General features: G+C 73.0%; 18 protein-coding genes. 9 read left to right on the top strand and 9 right to left on the bottom strand.

The features are described from left to right. Window positions 1–7 precede the first annotated feature (7 nt). Window positions 8–1,021 (bottom strand): hypothetical protein, encoded by a 1,014-nt coding sequence (locus tag AC3EUJ_RS04080; protein ID WP_431959510.1) that lies wholly within the window; start codon window positions 1,019–1,021, stop codon window positions 8–10. 25 nt (window positions 1,022–1,046) lie between these two features. Next, complete coding sequence (locus AC3EUJ_RS04085; RefSeq protein ID WP_431959512.1) at window positions 1,047–1,652, bottom strand: mycothiol-dependent nitroreductase Rv2466c family protein; 606 nt, start codon at window positions 1,650–1,652, stop codon at window positions 1,047–1,049. 252 nt (window positions 1,653–1,904) lie between these two features. On the opposite strand from AC3EUJ_RS04085, the gene AC3EUJ_RS04090 reads away from it, so the two are divergent. The 3 genes from AC3EUJ_RS04090 to AC3EUJ_RS04100 all read left to right on the top strand — a co-directional run bounded on the left by AC3EUJ_RS04090 (window position 1,905) and on the right by AC3EUJ_RS04100 (window position 4,114). Next, complete coding sequence (locus AC3EUJ_RS04090; protein ID WP_431959602.1) at window positions 1,905–2,597, top strand: GDSL-type esterase/lipase family protein; 693 nt, start codon at window positions 1,905–1,907, stop codon at window positions 2,595–2,597. A gap of 33 nt (window positions 2,598–2,630) precedes the next feature. After that, a complete protein-coding gene (locus AC3EUJ_RS04095; protein WP_431959513.1) occupies window positions 2,631–3,626 on the top strand; it encodes an aldo/keto reductase in 996 nt (331 codons plus the stop codon). Window positions 3,627–3,694: 68 nt separating this feature from the next. Next, on the top strand, window positions 3,695–4,114 hold the full coding sequence (locus tag AC3EUJ_RS04100) for a CBS domain-containing protein (RefSeq protein ID WP_431959515.1): 420 nt from the start codon (window positions 3,695–3,697) through the stop codon (window positions 4,112–4,114). A gap of 144 nt (window positions 4,115–4,258) precedes the next feature. Here AC3EUJ_RS04100 and thpR read toward each other — a convergent pair whose 3' ends face one another. Together thpR and AC3EUJ_RS04110 are read right to left on the bottom strand one after the other, a co-directional pair. Next, window positions 4,259–4,828 carry an RNA 2',3'-cyclic phosphodiesterase gene (gene thpR / locus AC3EUJ_RS04105; protein WP_431959516.1) on the bottom strand — a complete coding sequence of 190 codons (570 nt, stop codon included), beginning with the start codon at window positions 4,826–4,828 and terminating at the stop codon, window positions 4,259–4,261. A 24-nt stretch (window positions 4,829–4,852) separates the two neighbouring features. Then, window positions 4,853–5,953 (bottom strand): citrate synthase 2, encoded by a 1,101-nt coding sequence (locus AC3EUJ_RS04110; RefSeq protein ID WP_431959517.1) that lies wholly within the window; start codon window positions 5,951–5,953, stop codon window positions 4,853–4,855. A gap of 295 nt (window positions 5,954–6,248) precedes the next feature. On the opposite strand from AC3EUJ_RS04110, the gene pdxH reads away from it, so the two are divergent. Next, on the top strand, window positions 6,249–6,872 hold the full coding sequence (pdxH, locus tag AC3EUJ_RS04115) for a pyridoxamine 5'-phosphate oxidase (RefSeq protein WP_431959603.1): 624 nt from the start codon (window positions 6,249–6,251) through the stop codon (window positions 6,870–6,872). 373 nt (window positions 6,873–7,245) lie between these two features. Further along, on the top strand, window positions 7,246–8,562 hold the full coding sequence (locus AC3EUJ_RS04120) for a PAS domain-containing protein (RefSeq protein WP_431959518.1): 1,317 nt from the start codon (window positions 7,246–7,248) through the stop codon (window positions 8,560–8,562). A gap of 43 nt (window positions 8,563–8,605) precedes the next feature. Here AC3EUJ_RS04120 and AC3EUJ_RS04125 read toward each other — a convergent pair whose 3' ends face one another. Next, a complete protein-coding gene (locus AC3EUJ_RS04125) occupies window positions 8,606–9,355 on the bottom strand; it encodes an SIS domain-containing protein (RefSeq protein ID WP_431959519.1) in 750 nt (249 codons plus the stop codon). Between the two features lie 111 nt (window positions 9,356–9,466). Between AC3EUJ_RS04125 and AC3EUJ_RS04130 the strand changes: the two genes are divergently transcribed. Both AC3EUJ_RS04130 and AC3EUJ_RS04135 read left to right on the top strand, forming a co-directional pair. Further along, window positions 9,467–10,159, top strand: coding sequence for an iron-dependent transcriptional repressor DtxR (locus AC3EUJ_RS04130; RefSeq protein WP_431959520.1), 693 nt, complete (start codon window positions 9,467–9,469; stop codon window positions 10,157–10,159). Between the two features lie 348 nt (window positions 10,160–10,507). Then, entirely contained in the window at window positions 10,508–11,353 is an 846-nt protein-coding gene (locus tag AC3EUJ_RS04135) for an alpha/beta fold hydrolase (RefSeq protein WP_431959522.1), read from the top strand. Window positions 11,354–11,402: 49 nt separating this feature from the next. On the opposite strand, the gene purU is transcribed toward AC3EUJ_RS04135, so the two are convergent. After that, window positions 11,403–12,281 carry a formyltetrahydrofolate deformylase gene (purU, locus tag AC3EUJ_RS04140; RefSeq protein ID WP_431959523.1) on the bottom strand — a complete coding sequence of 293 codons (879 nt, stop codon included), beginning with the start codon at window positions 12,279–12,281 and terminating at the stop codon, window positions 11,403–11,405. A 157-nt stretch (window positions 12,282–12,438) separates the two neighbouring features. Continuing rightward, entirely contained in the window at window positions 12,439–12,885 is a 447-nt protein-coding gene (locus AC3EUJ_RS04145) for an SCO4402 family protein (protein WP_431959604.1), read from the bottom strand. 205 nt (window positions 12,886–13,090) lie between these two features. Here AC3EUJ_RS04145 and AC3EUJ_RS04150 point away from each other — a divergent pair, with 205 nt between their 5' ends. Then, the gene (locus AC3EUJ_RS04150) at window positions 13,091–14,320 is read left to right on the top strand and encodes an ABC transporter substrate-binding protein (protein ID WP_431959524.1); all 1,230 of its coding nucleotides are present in this window, start codon (window positions 13,091–13,093) and stop codon (window positions 14,318–14,320) included. Between the two features lie 127 nt (window positions 14,321–14,447). On the opposite strand, the gene AC3EUJ_RS04155 is transcribed toward AC3EUJ_RS04150, so the two are convergent. After that, on the bottom strand, window positions 14,448–15,755 hold the full coding sequence (locus AC3EUJ_RS04155) for a hypothetical protein (protein WP_431959525.1): 1,308 nt from the start codon (window positions 15,753–15,755) through the stop codon (window positions 14,448–14,450). 201 nt (window positions 15,756–15,956) lie between these two features. Next, window positions 15,957–17,339 carry an NsdA family TPR-like regulatory protein gene (locus AC3EUJ_RS04160; protein ID WP_431959526.1) on the bottom strand — a complete coding sequence of 461 codons (1,383 nt, stop codon included), beginning with the start codon at window positions 17,337–17,339 and terminating at the stop codon, window positions 15,957–15,959. A gap of 250 nt (window positions 17,340–17,589) precedes the next feature. On the opposite strand from AC3EUJ_RS04160, the gene AC3EUJ_RS04165 reads away from it, so the two are divergent. Then, on the top strand, window positions 17,590–18,270 hold the full coding sequence (locus AC3EUJ_RS04165; RefSeq protein WP_431959527.1) for a bifunctional DNA primase/polymerase: 681 nt from the start codon (window positions 17,590–17,592) through the stop codon (window positions 18,268–18,270). Window positions 18,271–18,286 lie beyond the last annotated feature (16 nt).

Below are 18,286 nucleotides of genomic sequence, written 5' to 3' on the forward strand. Positions count from 1 at the left end.
CGGTGCCTCAGCGCTCCCGGCGCAGCAGCCGGCGCACGCCCATCAGCAGCGCGGCGACCGCGGCCAGGGTGACGGCGCCCAGCGCGAACTGCCGCGTCGAACCGGGCTCGTCCGTACCGGAACCGGTTGCGTCCGCCGAGGAGGTCCCCGAGGTCCCGGGGGAGGAGGCCGCACGGCGGGCCGCGTCGGGCAGGTCGTCCCCGCTCAGCGGCACGCGCCAGACCTCGCTGCCGGTGCCCTCGCTGCCGTACATCAGGGCCCGGCCGTCCGGGGTGAAGGCGACGGACTCCCCCTGCCGCTGCAGGGGCACGTGCATCTGGTCGATCCGGCGCGCCGTGCCGTCGGCCCAGCGGTACATCAGGGCGCCGAAGTAGCCGCGCAGCACCAGCCGGCTGCCGTCCGGGGAGAAGGCGCCGTCGGTGATCCACAGCGGGATGTCCGCGATGCGCCGGAAGACGTTGGTGCCGCTCGCGGAGAGCTTGGCCGGGCCCTCGTAGAGGCCGCCGCCGTCCTCGTTCTTGCTCGCGATGTACGCCCGCCCGGACTTCGGGTCGACCATCAGCGCCTCGGCGTTGCGCGGGCCGCCGTCGTAGGTGACGGTGAACTGGGTCGCGGTGACCGTTTGGTCCGCCAGCCGCTTCGGCTCCGGGAAGCGGTAGATCCACACGTGCGGCCAGGAGCCGTCGAGGTTGTCGCCGATGTCGCCGACGTACAGGGCGCCGTCCGGGCCCATCGCGATCGCCTCGACGTCGCGCGGGCTGCCCACGCCGCGCAGGGTGACGGTGGCGACCGTCTTCCCCGTGGCGGAGTCGACGGCGTAGACGTACGGGCCGTCGTCGCTGTCGTTGTGGGTCCAGTAGACGCCCTTGTGGAGACGGCTGGCGGCCAGGCCGCTCGACTCGGTGATCCGCGGGTCCGGCATCGTGAAGGCCACGGACTCCCCGTCGTCGGCGGACGCGGTGCCGATCAGGGGACCCATGACGAGGACGGAGGCCGCGGCCGCGGCGAGCAGTGGGCGCATGCGCCAAGCCTGCCAGGTGGCCGGCTCAGGCGAAGTCGAGGCCGCCGGTGCGGCTGCGCTTCAGCTCGAAGAAGGTGGGGTGGCCGGCCAGCGCCCGCACCCCGTCGAAGAGCCGCGCCGCCTCCTCGCCGCGCGGGATCGAGGTGAGGACCGGACCGAAGAACGCGGCCCCGTCGATGTGCAGGGTGGGCGTGCCGACCTCCTCCCCGACCGGGTCCATGCCCTCGTGGTGGCTCCTGCGCAGCTCCTCGTCGTACGCGGTGCTCCCGGCGGCCTCCGCCAGCTCCGGCGGCAGGCCCGCCTCGGCCAGCGCCTCGCGCAGCACCTCGTCGGAAGCCGGGCGGTCCTGTACGTGCAGCCGGGTGCCGAGCGCCGTGTACAGCTCCCGCAGCACGTGCTCCCCGTGGTGCCGCGCGGCGGCGACGCACACCCGCACCGGCCCCCAGCCGGTGCTCAGCAGCCGCTCGTAGCGCTCCGGCAGGCCCTCGCGGCCCTCGTTGAGGACGGACAGGCTCATCACCCGGAAGCGCAGGAGCAGTTCGCGTTCGCGCTCCACCTCCAGGATCCAGCGGGAGGTGATCCAGGCGAAGGGGCAGATGGGGTCGAAGTAGAAGTCCACCGAGTGCGTCATGCCCGTCACCCTAGGAACGGAACGGCTGCCTCAGCAGGGCCATTGGGTCGCCCGGCCACTGGGCCAATCCACAGGACCGGCCACAGCCCCGCCCGGCGTTCCCGGCCCCCGGCAGTGACGGTGCCGACACCGCCGGACCCGAGGTCAGGGCCGTGCCGACGGCCTGCGGGCCCTAAGATCCCCTCCATGTCCAGTGCACCCCCCGGCCCCGGTGACGGGCCCCGCCGCACGTTCGGACGCCGTACGGCGTGGATGTTCGTCGGCGACTCCATGACGATCGGCAGCGCGGGGGAGCACACCTGGCGCTACCGGATGTGGCAGCACCTGCGGTCGCTGGGGACGGAGGGCGAGGACTTCGAGATCGTCGGCCCGCGGACCGCGCTGTACGACCCCGGGGCCGACGCGGCCGTCTCGCAGCGCTACGCCGACCCCGCCTTCCCCGTCCGCGCGCGCCGCCACCTGGCCGGCTGGGGCGAGGGGTGGCTGCACATGGCGCCGCTGATCGAGGGCGCGGTGCGGGAGCACCGTCCCGACGTGCTGCTGGTGTCGCTCGGCCTGATCGACCTCGGCTTCTACACCAACCCCGAGCAGACCGAGGCCAATGTGCGGCTGTTCATCGGGCGGGCGCGGGCGGCCAACCCCGGTGTCGCCGCGGTGCTGCTGCCCGTCATACCCAACTCGCGCTGCGATCAGGACCCCGGATTCGGCGCGCAGTGCGAGGAGTTCAACACCCGCCTGGCCAAGACGGTCGCCGACCTGGGCACCCCGGTCTCGCCGCTGCTGCTGGCCTCCCGCCCGGCCGGCTACGACGTCGCGCGGGACACCTACGACGGCACCCACCCCAACGCCCGCGGGGAGCACCGGCTGGCGGCCGCGTTCGCCGATGCCGCGCACCAGGCGTGGGGCCTGGGGGCGCCGTACCGGCATCCCCGCAACTCCGCTTGATTCGAGCGCACTCCAACGGCTTGGCTGGTCCCCATGGAGTACACACAGCTCGGACGTACCGGACTCAAGGTCAGCCGGCTCGTACTGGGAACGATGAACTTCGGCCCGCAGACGGATGAGGCCGACAGCCACGCCATCATGGACGCCGCGCTCGACGCGGGCGTCAACTTCTTCGACACGGCCAACGTCTACGGCTGGGGCGAGAACAAGGGCCGCACCGAGGAGATCATCGGCAGCTGGTTCGCCAAGGGCGGCGGCCGCCGCGACAAGACCGTCCTGGCGACCAAGGTCTACGGCAACATGGGCACCGACGGCGCCCCTTGGCCGAACGACGACAAGCTCTCCGCGCTCAACATCCGCCGCGCCGCCGAGGCGAGCCTGAAGCGCCTGGGCACGGACCACATCGACGTCTACCAGTTCCACCACATCGACCGCGCCACGCCGTGGGAGGAGATCTGGCAGGCCATCGACGTCCTGGTGCAGCAGGGCAAGGTGCTCTACGCCGGGTCGTCCAACTTCTCCGGCTGGGGCATCGCCCAGGCCAACGAGGCCGCCGCCAGGCGCCACTCGCTGGGCCTGGTCAGCGAGCAGTGCCTGTACAACCTGGTCGAGCGCCGCGCCGAGATGGAGGTGATCCCGGCCGCGCAGGAGTACGGCCTGGGCGTCATCCCCTGGTCGCCGCTCCACGGCGGCCTGCTGGGCGGTGCGCTGCGCAAGGAGCGTGAGGGCGGCGGCTCCCGCTCCACCTCCGGCCGCAGCGCCGACTCGCTGAAGGACAGCGTCCTGCGCGAGCAGATCCAGCGGTACGAGGACGTGGTCGGCAAGGCCGGCCTGGAGCCCGGTGACGTCGCCCTGGCCTGGCTGCTGGGCCGCCCCGGGATCACCGGCCCGATCGTCGGTCCGCGGACCCGGGAGCAGCTGGACTCCGCGCTGCGTGCCGTCGAACTGGAGCTGCCGGCGGAACTGCTCGCCGAGCTGGACGAGATCTTCCCCGGCCCGGGCCCGTCCCCGGAGGCCTTCGCCTGGTAGCCGTCCCCGGTGTCCGCACCCTCGTGCGCCCGGTCGCAGATTCACCCGGTCGGGCGCACGATGAGGGTATGACCACAGCCAAAGAGATCATGCACCCCGGTGCCCGCGCGATACCGGCGACCGAGACTCTCGACCGGGCCGCGCAGCTCATGCGCGAGCTCAACGTCGGCGCGCTGCCGGTCCACGACGTGAACGACCGGATGTGCGGCATCATCACCGACCGGGACATCGTCACCAAGTGCATCGCCGCGGGGCGCGACCCCTCCAAGGTCAAGTGCGGCGACCTGTGCGAGGGCACCCCCCGCTGGATCGACGCGGGAGCCGACGTCTCCGACGTCCTGAGCGAGATGGAGTCGCACCGCATCAAGCGGCTCCCGGTCGTCGAGAACAAGAAGCTGATCGGCATCATCACCGAGGCCGACCTGGCCCGCCACCTCACCGACGAACAGGTCGCGGAATTCGTCGAGAGGGTCTATGCCGGCTCCTGATGCGACCGGCCCCCTCCGGCCGTCAGGCCGGTCAGCCGCGCACCAACGTGCCGACGATCACCACGACCACCAGCAGGGCGAGGGCGGCGGTCATTACTCGGGTACGGGTCTTCGGGTCCACGCATCGAGGTTAACGGGACGGCGTCAGGGCCTCAGCGGGCAGGTCCGCACCGTCTCGTAGCGGGGCTGCGCCCCCGGCACCCCGGGTGTGGGCGGATGGCTCCGCACCAGGGTGACCGCCGCCGCCGTCCACGGTGTGCCCGCGAACCGCGCGAGGGCGTCCGTGAAGGGCCTCAGGCCCACCCTGGTGCGCCCGGCGCGCTGCCGGGCCAGTGTGAGGTGGGCGTGGAAGCGGGCGTGCTCGTCCTCGTGGTGGAGGCCGGCCCGCCGGGCGGCGGCTTGCGCGGCCGCGGCAGCGCGTCCGAGGTCGTCGCCGTCCAGACCGGCCCACAGCGTTCGGTCGCCGAAGCGGCCGCCGCCGGTCAGCGCGATCTCGCAGGGCGGGTGGCGGCGCGCCGCCCGGTCCAGGCGCTCGACCAGGGCGGGCAGTAGGCCCTCGTCCACCTCGCCCAGGAACGCCAGCGTCACGTGCCACCCGGCACGCTCCGTCCAGCGCAGGCCGTCCGCACCCGGCAGGGCGCGGAGCGCGTCCACGGTCCCGCCCAGCTCGGCGAGGGCGAACCTGGGGGGCACGACGGCCACGAACAGCCTCATGCCCCCAGGGTGCACCTCAGCGCACTAGCGTGCGATGTCCGCGTACCCCTCGACCTCGCGCGGGTCGCGGGCGCCCGGGCCGACGTAGCGGGCCGACGGGCGCACCAGGCGGCCGGTGCGCTTCTGCTCCAGGATGTGCGCGGACCAGCCGGCGGTACGCGCACAGCTGAACATCGAGGTGAACATGTGGGCCGGGACCTCGGCGAAGTCCAGGATGATCGCGGCCCAGAACTCCACGTTGGTCGCCAGGACGCGGTCCGGGCGGCGCGAGTGCAGTTCCTCCAGGGCGGCCTTCTCCAGCGCCTCCGCGATCTCGAACCGGGGGGCGCCCAGTTCCCTGGCCGTACGGCGGAGCACGCGCGCCCGCGGGTCCTCGGCGCGGTAGACGCGGTGGCCGAAGCCCATCAGGCGCTCGCCCTTGTCCAGGGCCTGCTTCACGTACGCCTCGGCGTCGCCGGTCCGCTCGATCTCCTCGATCATGCCCAGCACGCGCGAGGGCGCGCCGCCGTGCAGCGGGCCCGACATGGCCCCCACCGCGCCGGACAGCGCGGCGGCCACGTCGGCACCGGTGGAGGCGATCACCCGGGCGGTGAACGTCGACGCGTTCATGCCGTGCTCCGCGGCGGAGGTCCAGTAGGCGTCGACGGCGGCGACGTGCTTGGGGTCGGGCTCGCCGCGCCAGCGGATCATGAAGCGCTCCACCACCGACTGCGCCTTGTCGATCTCCCGCTGCGGCACCATCGGCAGCCCCTGGCCGCGCGCCGACTGCGCCACGTACGACAGCGCCATCACGGCCGCGCGCGCCAGGTCCTCGCGGGCCTGCTCGGCGTCGATGTCCAGCAACGGCCGCAGACCCCACACCGGCGCGAGCATCGCCAGCGCCGACTGGACGTCGACGCGGATGTCGCCGGAGTGCACGGGGATCGGAAACGGCTCGGCCGGGGGGAGGCCGGGGTTGAAGGCACCGTCGACCAGCAGGCCCCACACGTTCCCGAAGGAGACGTGGCCCACCAGGTCCTCGATGTCGACCCCGCGGTAGCGCAGCGCGCCGCCTTCCTTGTCGGGTTCGGCGATCTCCGTCTCGAAGGCGACGACTCCCTCGAGTCCGGGTACGAAGTCGGACATCAGGCGGCTCCTCTTGATGCGGTCGACGATCCGGTGGTGCTTGTGGCACGCGGGGTGGGGCATGGGGTCGGCACTGGGTGCCCGCACGATATCCCCCGATGTCGAGAGGGCACAGATACCCGGCCTGTAAGTCTGTCCCCTCCCGCAGGTGACGTGAAGCGTGAGGTCCGGCACACGTTGCGGCACACCTCCCGGGTGCCTCCCGCGCAGGCTCCGGAGGCACCGTTCGGCACACGGTGCCGCCGCCGTGCTGCAAGATGTGCGGGTGCAGCACAGTCACCACGACCCCGCCGCCATGCGCAAGCAGTACCGCGCCCACGGACTGACCGAGGCCGAGCTGGCAGGCGACCCGTACACGCAGTTCGCGCACTGGTTCGCCGACGCCGTCAACGCCCGTGTCGACGAGCCCAACGCCATGGTGGTCTCCACCGCGGGGGCCGAGGGCCTGCCCAGCTCGCGCACGGTCCTGCTGAAGAGCTACGACCACCGAGGGTTCGTCTTCTACACCAACTACGGCTCCAGGAAGGGCCGCGAGCTCAGCGAGCGGCCGTACGCCTCGCTGCTCTTCCCCTGGCACCCGATCGCCCGTCAGGTGATCGCGGCGGGCGCCGTCGAGCGCGTCTCGCGCGAGGAGACCGAGGCGTACTTCCGCACCCGGCCGCACGGCTCGAGGATCGGCGCCTGGGCGAGCGAGCAGTCCTCGGTGGTGGGTTCGCGGGAGGACCTGGAGAACCGCTACGAGGAGCTGTCGGCCCGCTACCCCGAAGGCACGGACGTGCCCGTGCCGCCGCACTGGGGAGGCTTCCGGGTGGTCGCGCGCAGCGTGGAGTTCTGGCAGGGCCGGGAGAACCGGCTGCACGACCGGCTGGTGTACACCGCCGCCGAGGGCGGCTGGACGGTACGGCGCCTGTCGCCGTGACGGCCGCGTGACGGCGGGGCCGCTCACCGCCCGCAGAACGCAGGCGACCCGCGGGCTGCTCCCCGGACGGCTTCGCCGTCCGGGCATCGGCCGGACGAATCCGACGAGCCCGCGGGTCGGGTGACTGCGATGGATTTGGCCCGCCACGCACATCGCGCGCAGGCGAGGAGCGCGGCGCTAGCCCGCAGCCACCTCACGCGTCCGATGGGAACTCATTCTTCGGACCACCTCCCTTCATGTGTGCACGTAACCTTAAGAAACGTTCCGTCCGACGACAAGTGGTTTTTTTCGCCCCGCGAACCACGGGCACGCCGGCCACCGAATTTCGTGAAGTTCCTGTGTCGTCGGTCACACAGGGGTTGAATGTCGAGACGTGCAGTCATTCGATGCGACGCCGCAGCTGCTCGCCGCCCTCCTCGACGGCATGGAGGCCGGACTCTGTGCCCTGGACCGCGACGGAGTGATCACGCACTGGAACTCCGAGGCCGCCCGCATCCTGGGCTGGACGGCGGAGGAGGCCGTCGGCCGGCGAGGTTTCGCCGGCTGGGCCGCACGCACCGCCGACGCCGAGCAGGTGCGCGAGCGGCTGATGGGCGCCATGGCCGCGGACGGCCGCCAGGTCCACGAGTTCGCGCTGCTGACCAAGGACGGCCGCCGGGTGCTGGTGCGGACCCAGGCCGCCGCCGTGCACGGCTCCGACGGGCGCCCGGCCGGGGTCTACTGCGCCTTCTCCGAGGTGCACGCCCAGATCGACCTGGAGCGCTCGATAGCCCTCAGCGAGGCGCTCTTCGACGACGCCTCGTACGGGGTCGTCCTCGTCGACGCCGACCTGCGCCCCGTCGTCGTCAACGCCTACGCCGCGCGCGTGCTGCGCACCAGCCGTGAGGCGCCGCTCGGACGGCCGCTGGGCGACTTCCTCGACCAGGGCGTGGAGGAGCTGGAGAGCGCCCTGCAGCACGTGCTCGCCGAGGGCGCGCCCCCCGCGCCCGGCGAGCTGTGGGTGAGCCTGCGCGAGGAGGGCGGCACCCGCTGCTGCTGGCGCAGCGGCTTCCTGCGGCTCGGCTCGCCGCTGGGGGAGGAGCCGGTGCCGCTAGGCGTCGGCTGGCTCTTCCACGACGTCACCGACGTCAAGCTCGCCGAGCAGGAGGCGGCGCGGCTGCGCTTCCGCAGCAACCAACTGCACCGCGCCGCGCTGGCCGTCGCCGAGTGCGAGGAGCCCATGGAGGCGGCCACCTGCTACGTGGACTTCGCCCTCGCCGGGTTCGCCGAGCACGCGCTGCTCGACGTGCTGGCGCCCGACGGGGTCCGGCTCGTCCGTGCCGCCGCCACGCCCTCCGGCGGCGCGGGGCCCTGCCTGCCGGTGGCCGGGGGCATCCCGGTGCGGTACGGGGAGGGGCACCCGGCACTGCAGGCGGTCGCCCGGACCGGCTCCGTCCGCGCGGGCTTCGGGGCCGGGGCCGCCGAGCCCGCCGCGCGGGCCCAGGTCGACCGCTGGGCGGCCGCCCGGCGCTGGCCCGAAGGCACCGTCCACGGCGTGTGCGCCGTGCTCCGCAGCCGTGGCCGCACGCTGGGAGTGCTGACCTTCCTGCGCGGCGTCGGCCGCCGCCCCTTCGACCGGGCGGACGCCGCCTTCGCCGAGGACGTCGCGCTGCGGGTGGCGGCCTGTCTCGACCTGCCGCCGCGGGCCTGAGCGTGGGATCGAGCGCGGGCCCGAGCGTGGGCCGGGCGCGGGATCAGTGGCGGTAGAAGATCCGGTCCGCGTACTCCTCGAAGACCTTCGCGTTCCATTCGTGGCCGCCGTCGACGTTGCCCGAGCGGAGCATGGGCGGGGTGACGCCGCGCCCGGCCAGGTCCGCCGCGGCCGTGGCCACGACGGCCTGCATCAGCGCGCTGGTCACCACGGTGGAGGCCGGGCCGAACGGCGCGGGGATTCCCGGCACGGACAGCTCCGCGTCGCCCGGCGCGATCTTGCTGTCGATCACGACGTCGCAGTGGTCCTTGAGGAAGGTGCCGCTCGCGTGCCGTGAGCGTGTCTCCTCGGCGTACGTCACCGACGTGACGCCGATCACCTTCATCCCGAGTGCCCTGGCCTCCTGCGCCATCTCCACGGGGAGCGGGTTGCGGCCGGACAGGGAGATGACCACCAGGAGGTCGCCGGCCCGCGCGGGTGAGCTGCGCAGGACGACCCCGGCCAGGCCGCCGACCTGCTCGAGCGCGCTGCCGAGCGTGGCGGGCACGACGTCCACGCCGACCGCGCCGGGCACGGCCAGCAGGTTCACCAGGGCGAGGCCGCCCGCGCGGTAGACGACGTCCTGGGCGGGAAGCGAGGAGTGCCCGGCGCCGTACGCGAACACCCGCCCCCCGGCCGCCACGGTGTCCGCGAGCGCGGCCGCGGCCGCCTCGATCCCCGCGGACTCCTCGTCCCTCACGCGCCTCAGCAGTGCGATGGCGGCATCGAAATATGTGGCGGCCAGATCGGTCATGCCGAGAACCGTGGTGCCGCGGCGTCCGCCTGTCAACCACGGGGCCCCGGTTGCCGGTCGCATGCGTCAGAATTGAGGCCAGGGCCACGTACGAGCCATCGAGGGGCACGCATGTCCGGACTGATCGACACGACGGAGATGTATCTCCGCACCATCCTTGAGCTGGAGGAGGAGGGTGTGGTCCCCATGCGCGCCCGAATCGCCGAACGGCTCGACCAGAGCGGGCCGACGGTCAGTCAGACCGTCGCGCGCATGGAGCGGGACGGGCTGGTGCACGTCGCGGGCGACCGGCATCTGGAGCTGACCTCCGAGGGCCGGCGGATCGCCACGCGCGTGATGCGCAAGCACCGGCTGGCCGAGTGCCTGCTGGTCGACGTCATCGGCCTGGAGTGGGAGCACGTGCACGCGGAGGCGTGCCGCTGGGAGCACGTGATGAGCGAGGCGGTCGAGCGCCGCGTCCTGGAGCTGCTGCGGCACCCGACGGAGTCGCCGTACGGCAACCCGATCCCGGGCCTGGAGGAGCTGGGCGAGAAGGACGGCGCGGACCCGTTCCTGGACGAGGGCATGGTCAGCCTGACCGACCTGGAGCCGGGCCAGACGGGCGCGAGCGTGGTCGTGCGGCGGATCGGCGAGCCGATCCAGACGGACGCCCAGCTGATGTACACGCTGCGGCGGGCCGGGGTGCAGCCGGGCGCGGTGGTGTCGGTGACCCCGTCGGCGGGCGGTGTCCTGGTCGGCAGTGGCGGTGAGGCGGCGGAGCTGAGCACGGAGACCGCCTCGCACGTGTTCGTCGCCAAGCGGTAGCCGCGTCGCGGGCCGGCCGGGTTCCGGCCGGGTCGTGGGCGCCGCCGGTGCCGGGGCCGTTGTTCGAGGGACTCCGGCGCCTCCCCATGCGCCGGAGTCCCTTCCTCCCCCGTTCCCTCCCCCCTGGGCCCCCGTGGAGCCCACCCGGATCCCCGAGCTGTCCGGGTGGCTCCCCGCTGCCCGTCTTCCCCGCCGGGCCGCGTCCCGCTCAAGTCCTCCCCTCGGCGCGCTTCGGCAATCCTTGAGCGTTGTCACTCGAAAGAGCGGTGTTGCGCGCGTGAAGACGCACGTCGAACAGAATTTCGATAGCGTGGGGGTCTGAACGTCACGTACCAGGGGGTGCGGCTCATGGCCAGGCGCGTCGAAGTCACCGGAGCGGGCGGCCTCCCGCTCGCGGCGTGGGAGTACGCCGACGGGCCCGCCGTCCTGCTGCTGCACGGCCTGATGGGAAGGGCCTCCCAGTGGACCGGTACCGCCCGCCGGCTCGCCGCCCGCCACCGCGTGGTCGCCCTGGACCAGCGCGGCCACGGAGGCAGCGCCAAGCCCGAGGGGCCCTACACGCGGGACGCCTATGTGGCCGATGCCGCCGCCGTCGTCGAACAACTGGGGCTCGCCCCGGCCACCGTCGTCGGGCACTCGATGGGCGCCCTCACCGCCTGGCAGCTCGCCGCGCGCCGGCCGTCGCTGGTGCGGGCCGTGGTCCTGTGCGACATGCGTGCGGTGGCGCTCGGGGAGGCGAGCCAGCGCCGCTGGGAGGACTGGTTCCGGGCCTGGCCGCTGCCCTTCTCCGGCCCCGACGCGGTGCGCCGGTGGTTCGGTGAGGAGGATCCCTGGCTGGAGGGATCCCGCCCGGCCCGCGCGGAGTTCTTCGCCGAGGTGATGGAGGAACGGCCCGACGGCTGGCGCCCGGTGTTCGAACGGCGGCACATGCTCCGCTCCCGGGAGTCCTGGATCCACGACGCCCACTGGGACGAGCTGGCCCAGGTGTCCTGTCCCGCCCTCGTCGTGCGCGGCTGGGACGGCGAGCTGGGCCGCGCCGAGGCCCAGGAGATGGTGCGCGTGCTGCCCCGGGGTTCCTACGCGGAGATCCCCGAGGCCGGGCACCTCGTCCCCTGGGACCAGCCCGAGGCCTGGTGCGCGGCGGTGGAGACCTTCCTGGCGGACGTCGCGGACGTGCCGCTCTGCCAGGCCTGAGACACGACGGTGCCGCAAGGCCGCCCGGGGCCCGGCGGGAGGGCGGGCGTCAGGCGAAGACGACCGTGCGGCGGCCGTTGAGCAGGACGCGGTGCTCGCTGTGCCACTTCACGGCCCGCGCCAGGGCCTGGCACTCCACGTCGCGGCCGATGGCGACCAGCTGCTCCGGGGTGACGTCGTGACCCACCCGCTCGACCTCCTGCTCGATGATCGGGCCCTCGTCGAGGTCGGCGGTGACGTAGTGCGCCGTCGCGCCGATCAGTTTCACCCCGCGGGCGTGCGCCTGGTGGTAGGGCCGGGCGCCCTTGAAGCTGGGCAGGAAGGAGTGGTGGATGTTGATGATCCGGCCGGACAGCTCCTTGCAGAGGTGGTCCGACAGGACCTGCATGTAGCGGGCGAGGACGACCAGCTGGACGTTCTCCTTCTCCACCAGGGAGAGCAGTTCCGCCTCGGCCTCGGCCTTGTTCTCCTTCGTCACCGGGATGTGGTGGAAGGGGACGCCGTAGGAGCCGGCCAGGTCCGCGAAGTCGGTGTGGTTGGAGACCACGGCGGCGATCTCCACCGGCAGCGCGCCGATACTGGTGCGGAAGAGCAGGTCGTTCAGGCAGTGTCCGAACTTGCTGACCATGAGGATGATCCGCATCCGCTCGGCGGAGGGCGTGATCTGCCAGTCCATGCCATAGGCGTCGGCGACGGCCGCGAAGCTGGCCCGCAGCTTTCCGGCGGTGACCGGGTGGCCCGCGGAGAAGTGCACCCGCATGAAGAACAGCCCCGTGTCGTGGTCCCCGAACTGCTGGCTGTCCTCGATGTTGCACCCGGTCATGAAGAGGTAGCTCGACACGGCGTGCACGATCCCCGTCCTGTCGGGGCACGACAGGGTGAGGATGTACTCCTGGGGCTGCGGCTGCGAGTCGTCGGCGGCGTTCACGGGGCTAGCGTCGCACAAAGTCGCCCGGCCGTCGCAAGGCGTCCGCCAGCCGGGCGCCCCGGGTCTCGTCGCAGGTGGTGCCCCGCTCGCGCGCGCAGGCGGTGCCCCGCTCGCGCGCGCAGGCGGTGCCCCGCTCGCGTCGCCCGGCGCGGCCGCCTCAGGCCGTGCGTGTGTAGATCTTGAGGATTTCCAGTGAGCGCGGCGGTGTGTCCGGGTCCTCGCCGTCCCCGGTCGCCATCCGTACGTGCGCCTCGCGGGCGGCCCGCACGGCCTCCGGCCACGCGTGGTGCTCCAGGTAGGCGGAGACGGGGGCGTCCGCGCCCACCTGGTGCAATATCTTCAGCACCCGCAGCACGGCCACGTCGATCAGGGCCGCCTCCTGGGAGTCCCGGAAGACGGTGCCCACGTACTTCTCCGCGGACCAGTTGTCGAGCCAGGTGTCCTCGACCAGGCGGTAGACGGCGTCGGTCACGTCGCCGTAGCCCGGCTGCCCGGCGAGCCATACGTCGCGCTGGAACACCGGGTCGCTGATCATGTGCAGCGCGGAGCGCACGTTCGCGCGCCAGCGCCACCAGGGCATGTCGTTGAGCGGCATGCCCCCCATCGTGGAGGAGCGGGTGCCGCGGCGGGAAGACTTCTCCGTACTCTGCACAGTGCACGATCGTACGTGCTCCCTGCTCCACACACTCTGTTCACCCGATGGTGACCCTCCGTTTCCGTGCGTTCACCCTGGCGTTGCGACAAACGCGGAATCTTCCCATTCCATGAGTGATTGGCGTACGCGTAGAGCCGTTCCGTTCGTATCCGCGATGGCCGGCGTCGCCCTGCTGGCAGGATGCGGCACGCTCTCGGGAGGGGCGGATGGCACCACGGGCCCGATCGTCGTCATGACCTGGGCCCCGCAGAACACCGACGCGACCAACATGCCGGGCATGCCTGCCATGGCCAAGACCTTCGCCAAGTACGTCAACGCCCGCGGCGGCGTCGCGGGCCGGGAGCTGAAGGTCATCACCTGCAACGACCACAACAACTCGCGCGGCGCCGGGGACTGTGCGCAGCGTGCCGCCGACGAGGGCGCCGTCGCCGTCGTCGGCTCCTACAGCCAGTACGGCTCCGCCTTCACCTCCACGCTGGAGGCCGAGGGCATCCCGTACCTCGGGGGTTACGGCATCACCCAGGACGAGTTCGAGAGCCCGCTCTCCTACCCCGTCAACGGCGGCCTGCCCGCGCTGATGGCCGGTGCCGGCCGTCAACTGGCCGGCAAATGCGACAAGGTGAGCCTGATACGCCCCGACACCGCCGTCGGCGACCTGTTCGCACGCTTCCTCGACGCCGGCCTGCGCGACGCGGGCCGCACCAGCGCCACCGATCTGCGTGCCGCCGAGGACGCGACCGACTACAACGCGATCTCCCGGCGGGCGATCGGTGCCAACAAGCCCGAGGACTGCGTGAGCGCCGCGCTCGGCGACAAGACCGCCACCTTCTTCGACGCCTTCCGCCGGACGACCACCCCCGACCCGGCCACCGGCCTGGAGGCCGGTCCCAGGGCGCGGATCGCCTCCGTCCTCGGCAGCGTCCAGCAGTCCACCCTCGACAGCACCGGCGGCAGCAACAGCCCACTGGAGGGCGCCTACATCACCGGCTGGTACCCGCCGGCCTCCGACTCCCGCTGGGCGCAGATGCGAAGCACGATCAAGAGGTACGCGTTCGGCGACAACAGCATCGACCCGAACGACCCGGGCGTGCAGACCACATGGATCGCCTACACCGCCCTTACCGAGGTCATCGAGAAGATGGGCAAGGGCGCGGCGGTCACGGCCCCGTCACTGAAGCAGGCTCTCGACGCGGCGCACGGCATCTCCACCGACGGCCTCACGCCCCCGCTCGGCTGGCGGGAGGAGGACGCGGCCTCCATCATCGACCAGCCGCGCCTGGTCAACGGCAGGGTCACCTTCCAGAAGGTCGAGAAGGGCCGGCTGGTCGCGGCGCGCAAGGGCTTCGTGGACGTGACCGGCGTCCTGGAGGACGCACCCCGCTGACGGGCGCCGGGGGTTCCACGGCGGAAGCGGTTTCCCGGGGGGAAGCGGAAGCGCCGGCGGCCACGGCCGCCGGCGCTTCGTCTTCGCTGCCCTGGGTCGCTTCAGAACCGGCTGCCCTGGTGCTGCGTCAGAGCTGGCTGCCCTGGTGCTGCGTCAGCCCGTACTTCTTCGCGATGGGGTTCCACAGTGCCGCGGCGCTCGCCTTGGCCTGCGAGGCGGTGCCGCTCTGGGTGTTGCCGGCCGTGTACTGGTCGGTCGGGCGGGCGCGGCCGTGGCGGCACAGCTTCTTGCTGCCCTTGAGCTGGTCGGCCCAGGCCGCGTAGTGGTTGTCGGCGGCCGCGGAGGCCGTCCACGCCCTGTTGAGGGCGTCAATGAGGGCCTGGTGGTTGGGGAGCTGGTCCACCGGCAGCGACTTCAGCTGCGTCATCAGGTCGTTGCGCTGCTGTGCGGCGGCCCGCAGGTCGGCGGCCGCCGCGTCCAGGTTCCGGCAGCCCTTGGTGTTCTCGACCGCGTTGATCACGGAGGTGCGGTTGCTGCCGCTCGTCTTGAGCAGCGCCTCCAGCCCCTTGGCCTGCTTCTCGGCCGCGCCCTCGCCGCCGCCGCCTCCGGAGGAGGCCGTGGCCGAGGCGCTCGACGAGGCCGGCGGGGACTGGGACGCGGCCGGGCCGTCGTCGTCCCCGCCGCTCATCAGGGCCCCGGCGAGGAGGCCGGCGACGGCGCAGCCGCCGACGACGATGCCGATCAGCGCGGCCGGGGTGAGCCTGCGGCGGGTCGGGGCGGGCTCGTCGTAGTCGTAGGACGGCCGCGGCGCGTAGGAGGGCTGCGGCTGCTGCGCGTAGCCGGGCTGTGCGTAGTCCGGGGACGCCGCGTAGCCGGGCTGCCGCGGGGGCGGGTTGTCCTGGCGGTACAGGTGCCCGAAGTCGTCGTGGGGCTGCTGTGCCGGGAGCATCCCGTCGTGGCCCTGGGGGCCCTGAGGGCCCTGGGGGTCGTGAGGGTAGCCGTAGCCGGGGGCCTGCCGCGGGGCCTGCGCGTCCTCGAAGCGCGGCAGGTGCTGGGTCGCGTCGGCGTCGACCGGCGTGCCCGGGCGGGTGCCGTACGGGGCGGCATCGGACACCGGGTACGGCGGCAGGACCTGCGTGGCGTCCGCCACGGGGGCGGGCTGGAACTGGGGTGCCGGGGGCTGCTGCGGCTGGTGGGCCGGCATGGGCGGCGGCCCGGCCTGCGGGTACGGCGGGAAGAGCTGTGTCGCATCGGTGTCCGGGGCGGACTGCTGCGGGGCGCCGTACGCCTGGGGCTGCTCGCCCCACGGCTGCCCGGCCGCCGGGCCGGCGCCCCACGCCGCGGTCGCTCCCGGTCCGGGTATGCCCCCGTCCGCGGGCAGCACCACGCCCTCGTGCACCTCCGGATACGCCTCGTCACCGCGTCCGCCGTGCATCACCGGTACCCCTGCCTTCTCCGTCGCTACGGAATCGTCGGCTCACGCTACCGGGTCCGCCTCGGACGTCACCACGCCGCGGTGGGTCCGACGAGGTCCGGGGGCCTCCTCGTCGCAGAACAGGGAGCCCTACCGGTGGGTTGACGTCGTTCCTGTAACGATTGGTGGACGGGGGTGCGCGACGCCCCCGTCCCCCTCGTGTCATGCGGCCAGTTCCCCTTCCTCCAGCCGGGCGTCGAACTCCCGGACGGCGCTCTCCGCCGCGTACGGCTGCAGGCGCAGGCGGAGGTCGTCGAGGTACTCCGCGCCGCGGGTGGTGCGGAGTGCGGCGAGCAGTTCGACGGCTCGGGCGCCGGTGTGGCAGGCCTGTTCGACCTCCCGCTGCTGGACCTGGGCCTGGGCGAGCAGCAACAGGCCGATCGCACGGCGGCGGGCCTTGTCCGGGGCGTGCCCGGCCAGTGCCTCCTCAGCCCGGCGGACCGCCTGCGGTGCCTGGTTGAGGTCGCGATGGCAGTGGGCGAGCTCGTCGGCGAGGTAGGCCGGGCCGAAGTGCCGGATCCAGTCGGGGTCGTCGTCCGGCTCGGAGTGCTCCAGCGCCTCCACGGCCTGCCCCGCGACGGCGCCGCAGGCCCGCACGTCTCCCATCAGGGCGTGGCCGCGCGCCTCCGCCGCGTAGAACATGGCCCGCGCGGTGGCGGTGACCTGGCCGCGGGCGCCCTCCTGGGCGGCCCGGGCCAGTTGGGCGATCTCGCGCGGGTTGCCGAACTGCGCGGCGAGGTGGCTCATCCCCGCGGCCAGGACGTAGCCCCCGTAAGCGCGGTCACCAGCTGCCTGGGCGAGCCGCAGCGCCTGGATGTAGTAGCGCTGTGCCAGGCCGGGTTGACCGGTGTCGACGGCCATGTAGCCGGCGAGTTCGGTCAGCCGGGCGACGGCGGAGAAGAGCTGACGGCCCGTCGTCTCCCGGTAGGAGCCGGCGAGGAGTCCGGAGACCACGCTGTTGAGGTAGTGCACCACCACGGGGCGCACATGGCCGCTGCCGAAGCGGTGGTCGAGTTCGTTCAGGGCCCGGGTGGTGGCCCGCACGGCCTCGACGTCGGACATGCCGACCCGCTGCCCGCCGGCGCGCGCGACCTGCGTGTCGGCCCGGGTGATCAGCCAGTCGCGGCTGGGCTCGACCAGGGCCGAGGCCGCCACGCTGGAGCCGGTGAGGAAGTCCCGGCGGCCGACGTCGCTCCGCCACAGCTCGCAGACCTGCTCGATCGCGCCGAGCACCGTGGGCGCGAAGTGCAGGCCCACACCGGTGGCCAGGTTCTTGCCGTTGGCCATGCCGATCTCGTCGATGGTGACGGTCCGGCCCAGCTTGCGGCCGATGGCCTCGGCGATGATCGCCGGGGCCCGGCCCCGCGGTTGCTGGCCGCGTAGCCAGCGGGCCACGGAGGTCTTGTCGTAACGCAGGTCGAGGCCGTGCTCCGCGCCGCACATGTTGACCCGGCGGGCCAATCCGGCGTTGGAGCAGCCTGCCTCCTGGATCAGTGCCTGCAGCCGTTCATTCGGCTGGCGGGCGACGAGCGGTCGTGCGGCCATGGGCTCCCCCTCACAGCTGCCGCTTTGGGGACCTCAAGATCCCTTCTTGAAGATCCCTTCCCGGTACGCGCCACTCAAATGCCCCGCAAACCACATAATTTACGTTGGGATGCATGCTTACACACCCAAGGGTGACTACCCGGATGCCGAACCTCCCCCACCGCGCGCCCCCGCACGTGCTCCCGTGCGCCCGCCATGAGCCGCGAGGCCGGGACGTCACCGCCCGTAACCCCCGCTGGGCGGCGCAGTTGTGAAGGTCGTGGAAGACACCGTGGAACACACCGTCGCGGCCCCGCCGCGGATCGCCGGCCAACTCCTCGACGCCGCCGTCGGGTACGCGGAGGAGCGGCACTGGGATGTGCTGCCCGGTGCCTGGCTCGTCGAGGACGCCGCCCCTTCCGGCCGCGGTGGCCCGCGCACCGTGCGCTGTTCCTGCGGCGCCACCACCTGCCCGGCGCCCGGGGCCCATCCCACCGGGCCCGGCTGGGTCGGCGAGGCGAGCGGGAGCGGTGCCTCGGTACGCAGGATGTGGCTGCGGCAGCCCCACTCCTCGGTCCTGCTGCCCACCGGGCGCACCTTCGACGCGATCGACGTCCCGGAGGACGCCGGCTGCCTCGCGCTGGCCCGCATGGAGCGGATGGAACTGCCGCTCGGCCCGGTGCTCGGGACCCCCGCCCGGCGGATGATCTTCTTCGTGCTGCCTGGGGCCGCCGCCAAGGCGCCGGACCTGCTGCGCCGGCTCGGCTGGGCGCTCTCCTCACTCGACCTGGTGGTGCGCGGCGACGGCGACTGGGTCCCGGCCCCGCCCACACGGTTCGGCACGGGCGGCGTGGTCCAGTGGGTGCGCCCGCCCACGGCCCTCAACCGGTGGCTGCCGGACACCGACGAACTGATCTCCCCCCTCGCCTACGCCTGCGGCCGCGCGCGCTAGCCGGGCCGTATCCCCG

It is taken from the genome of Actinacidiphila sp. bgisy160 (assembly GCF_057707815.1).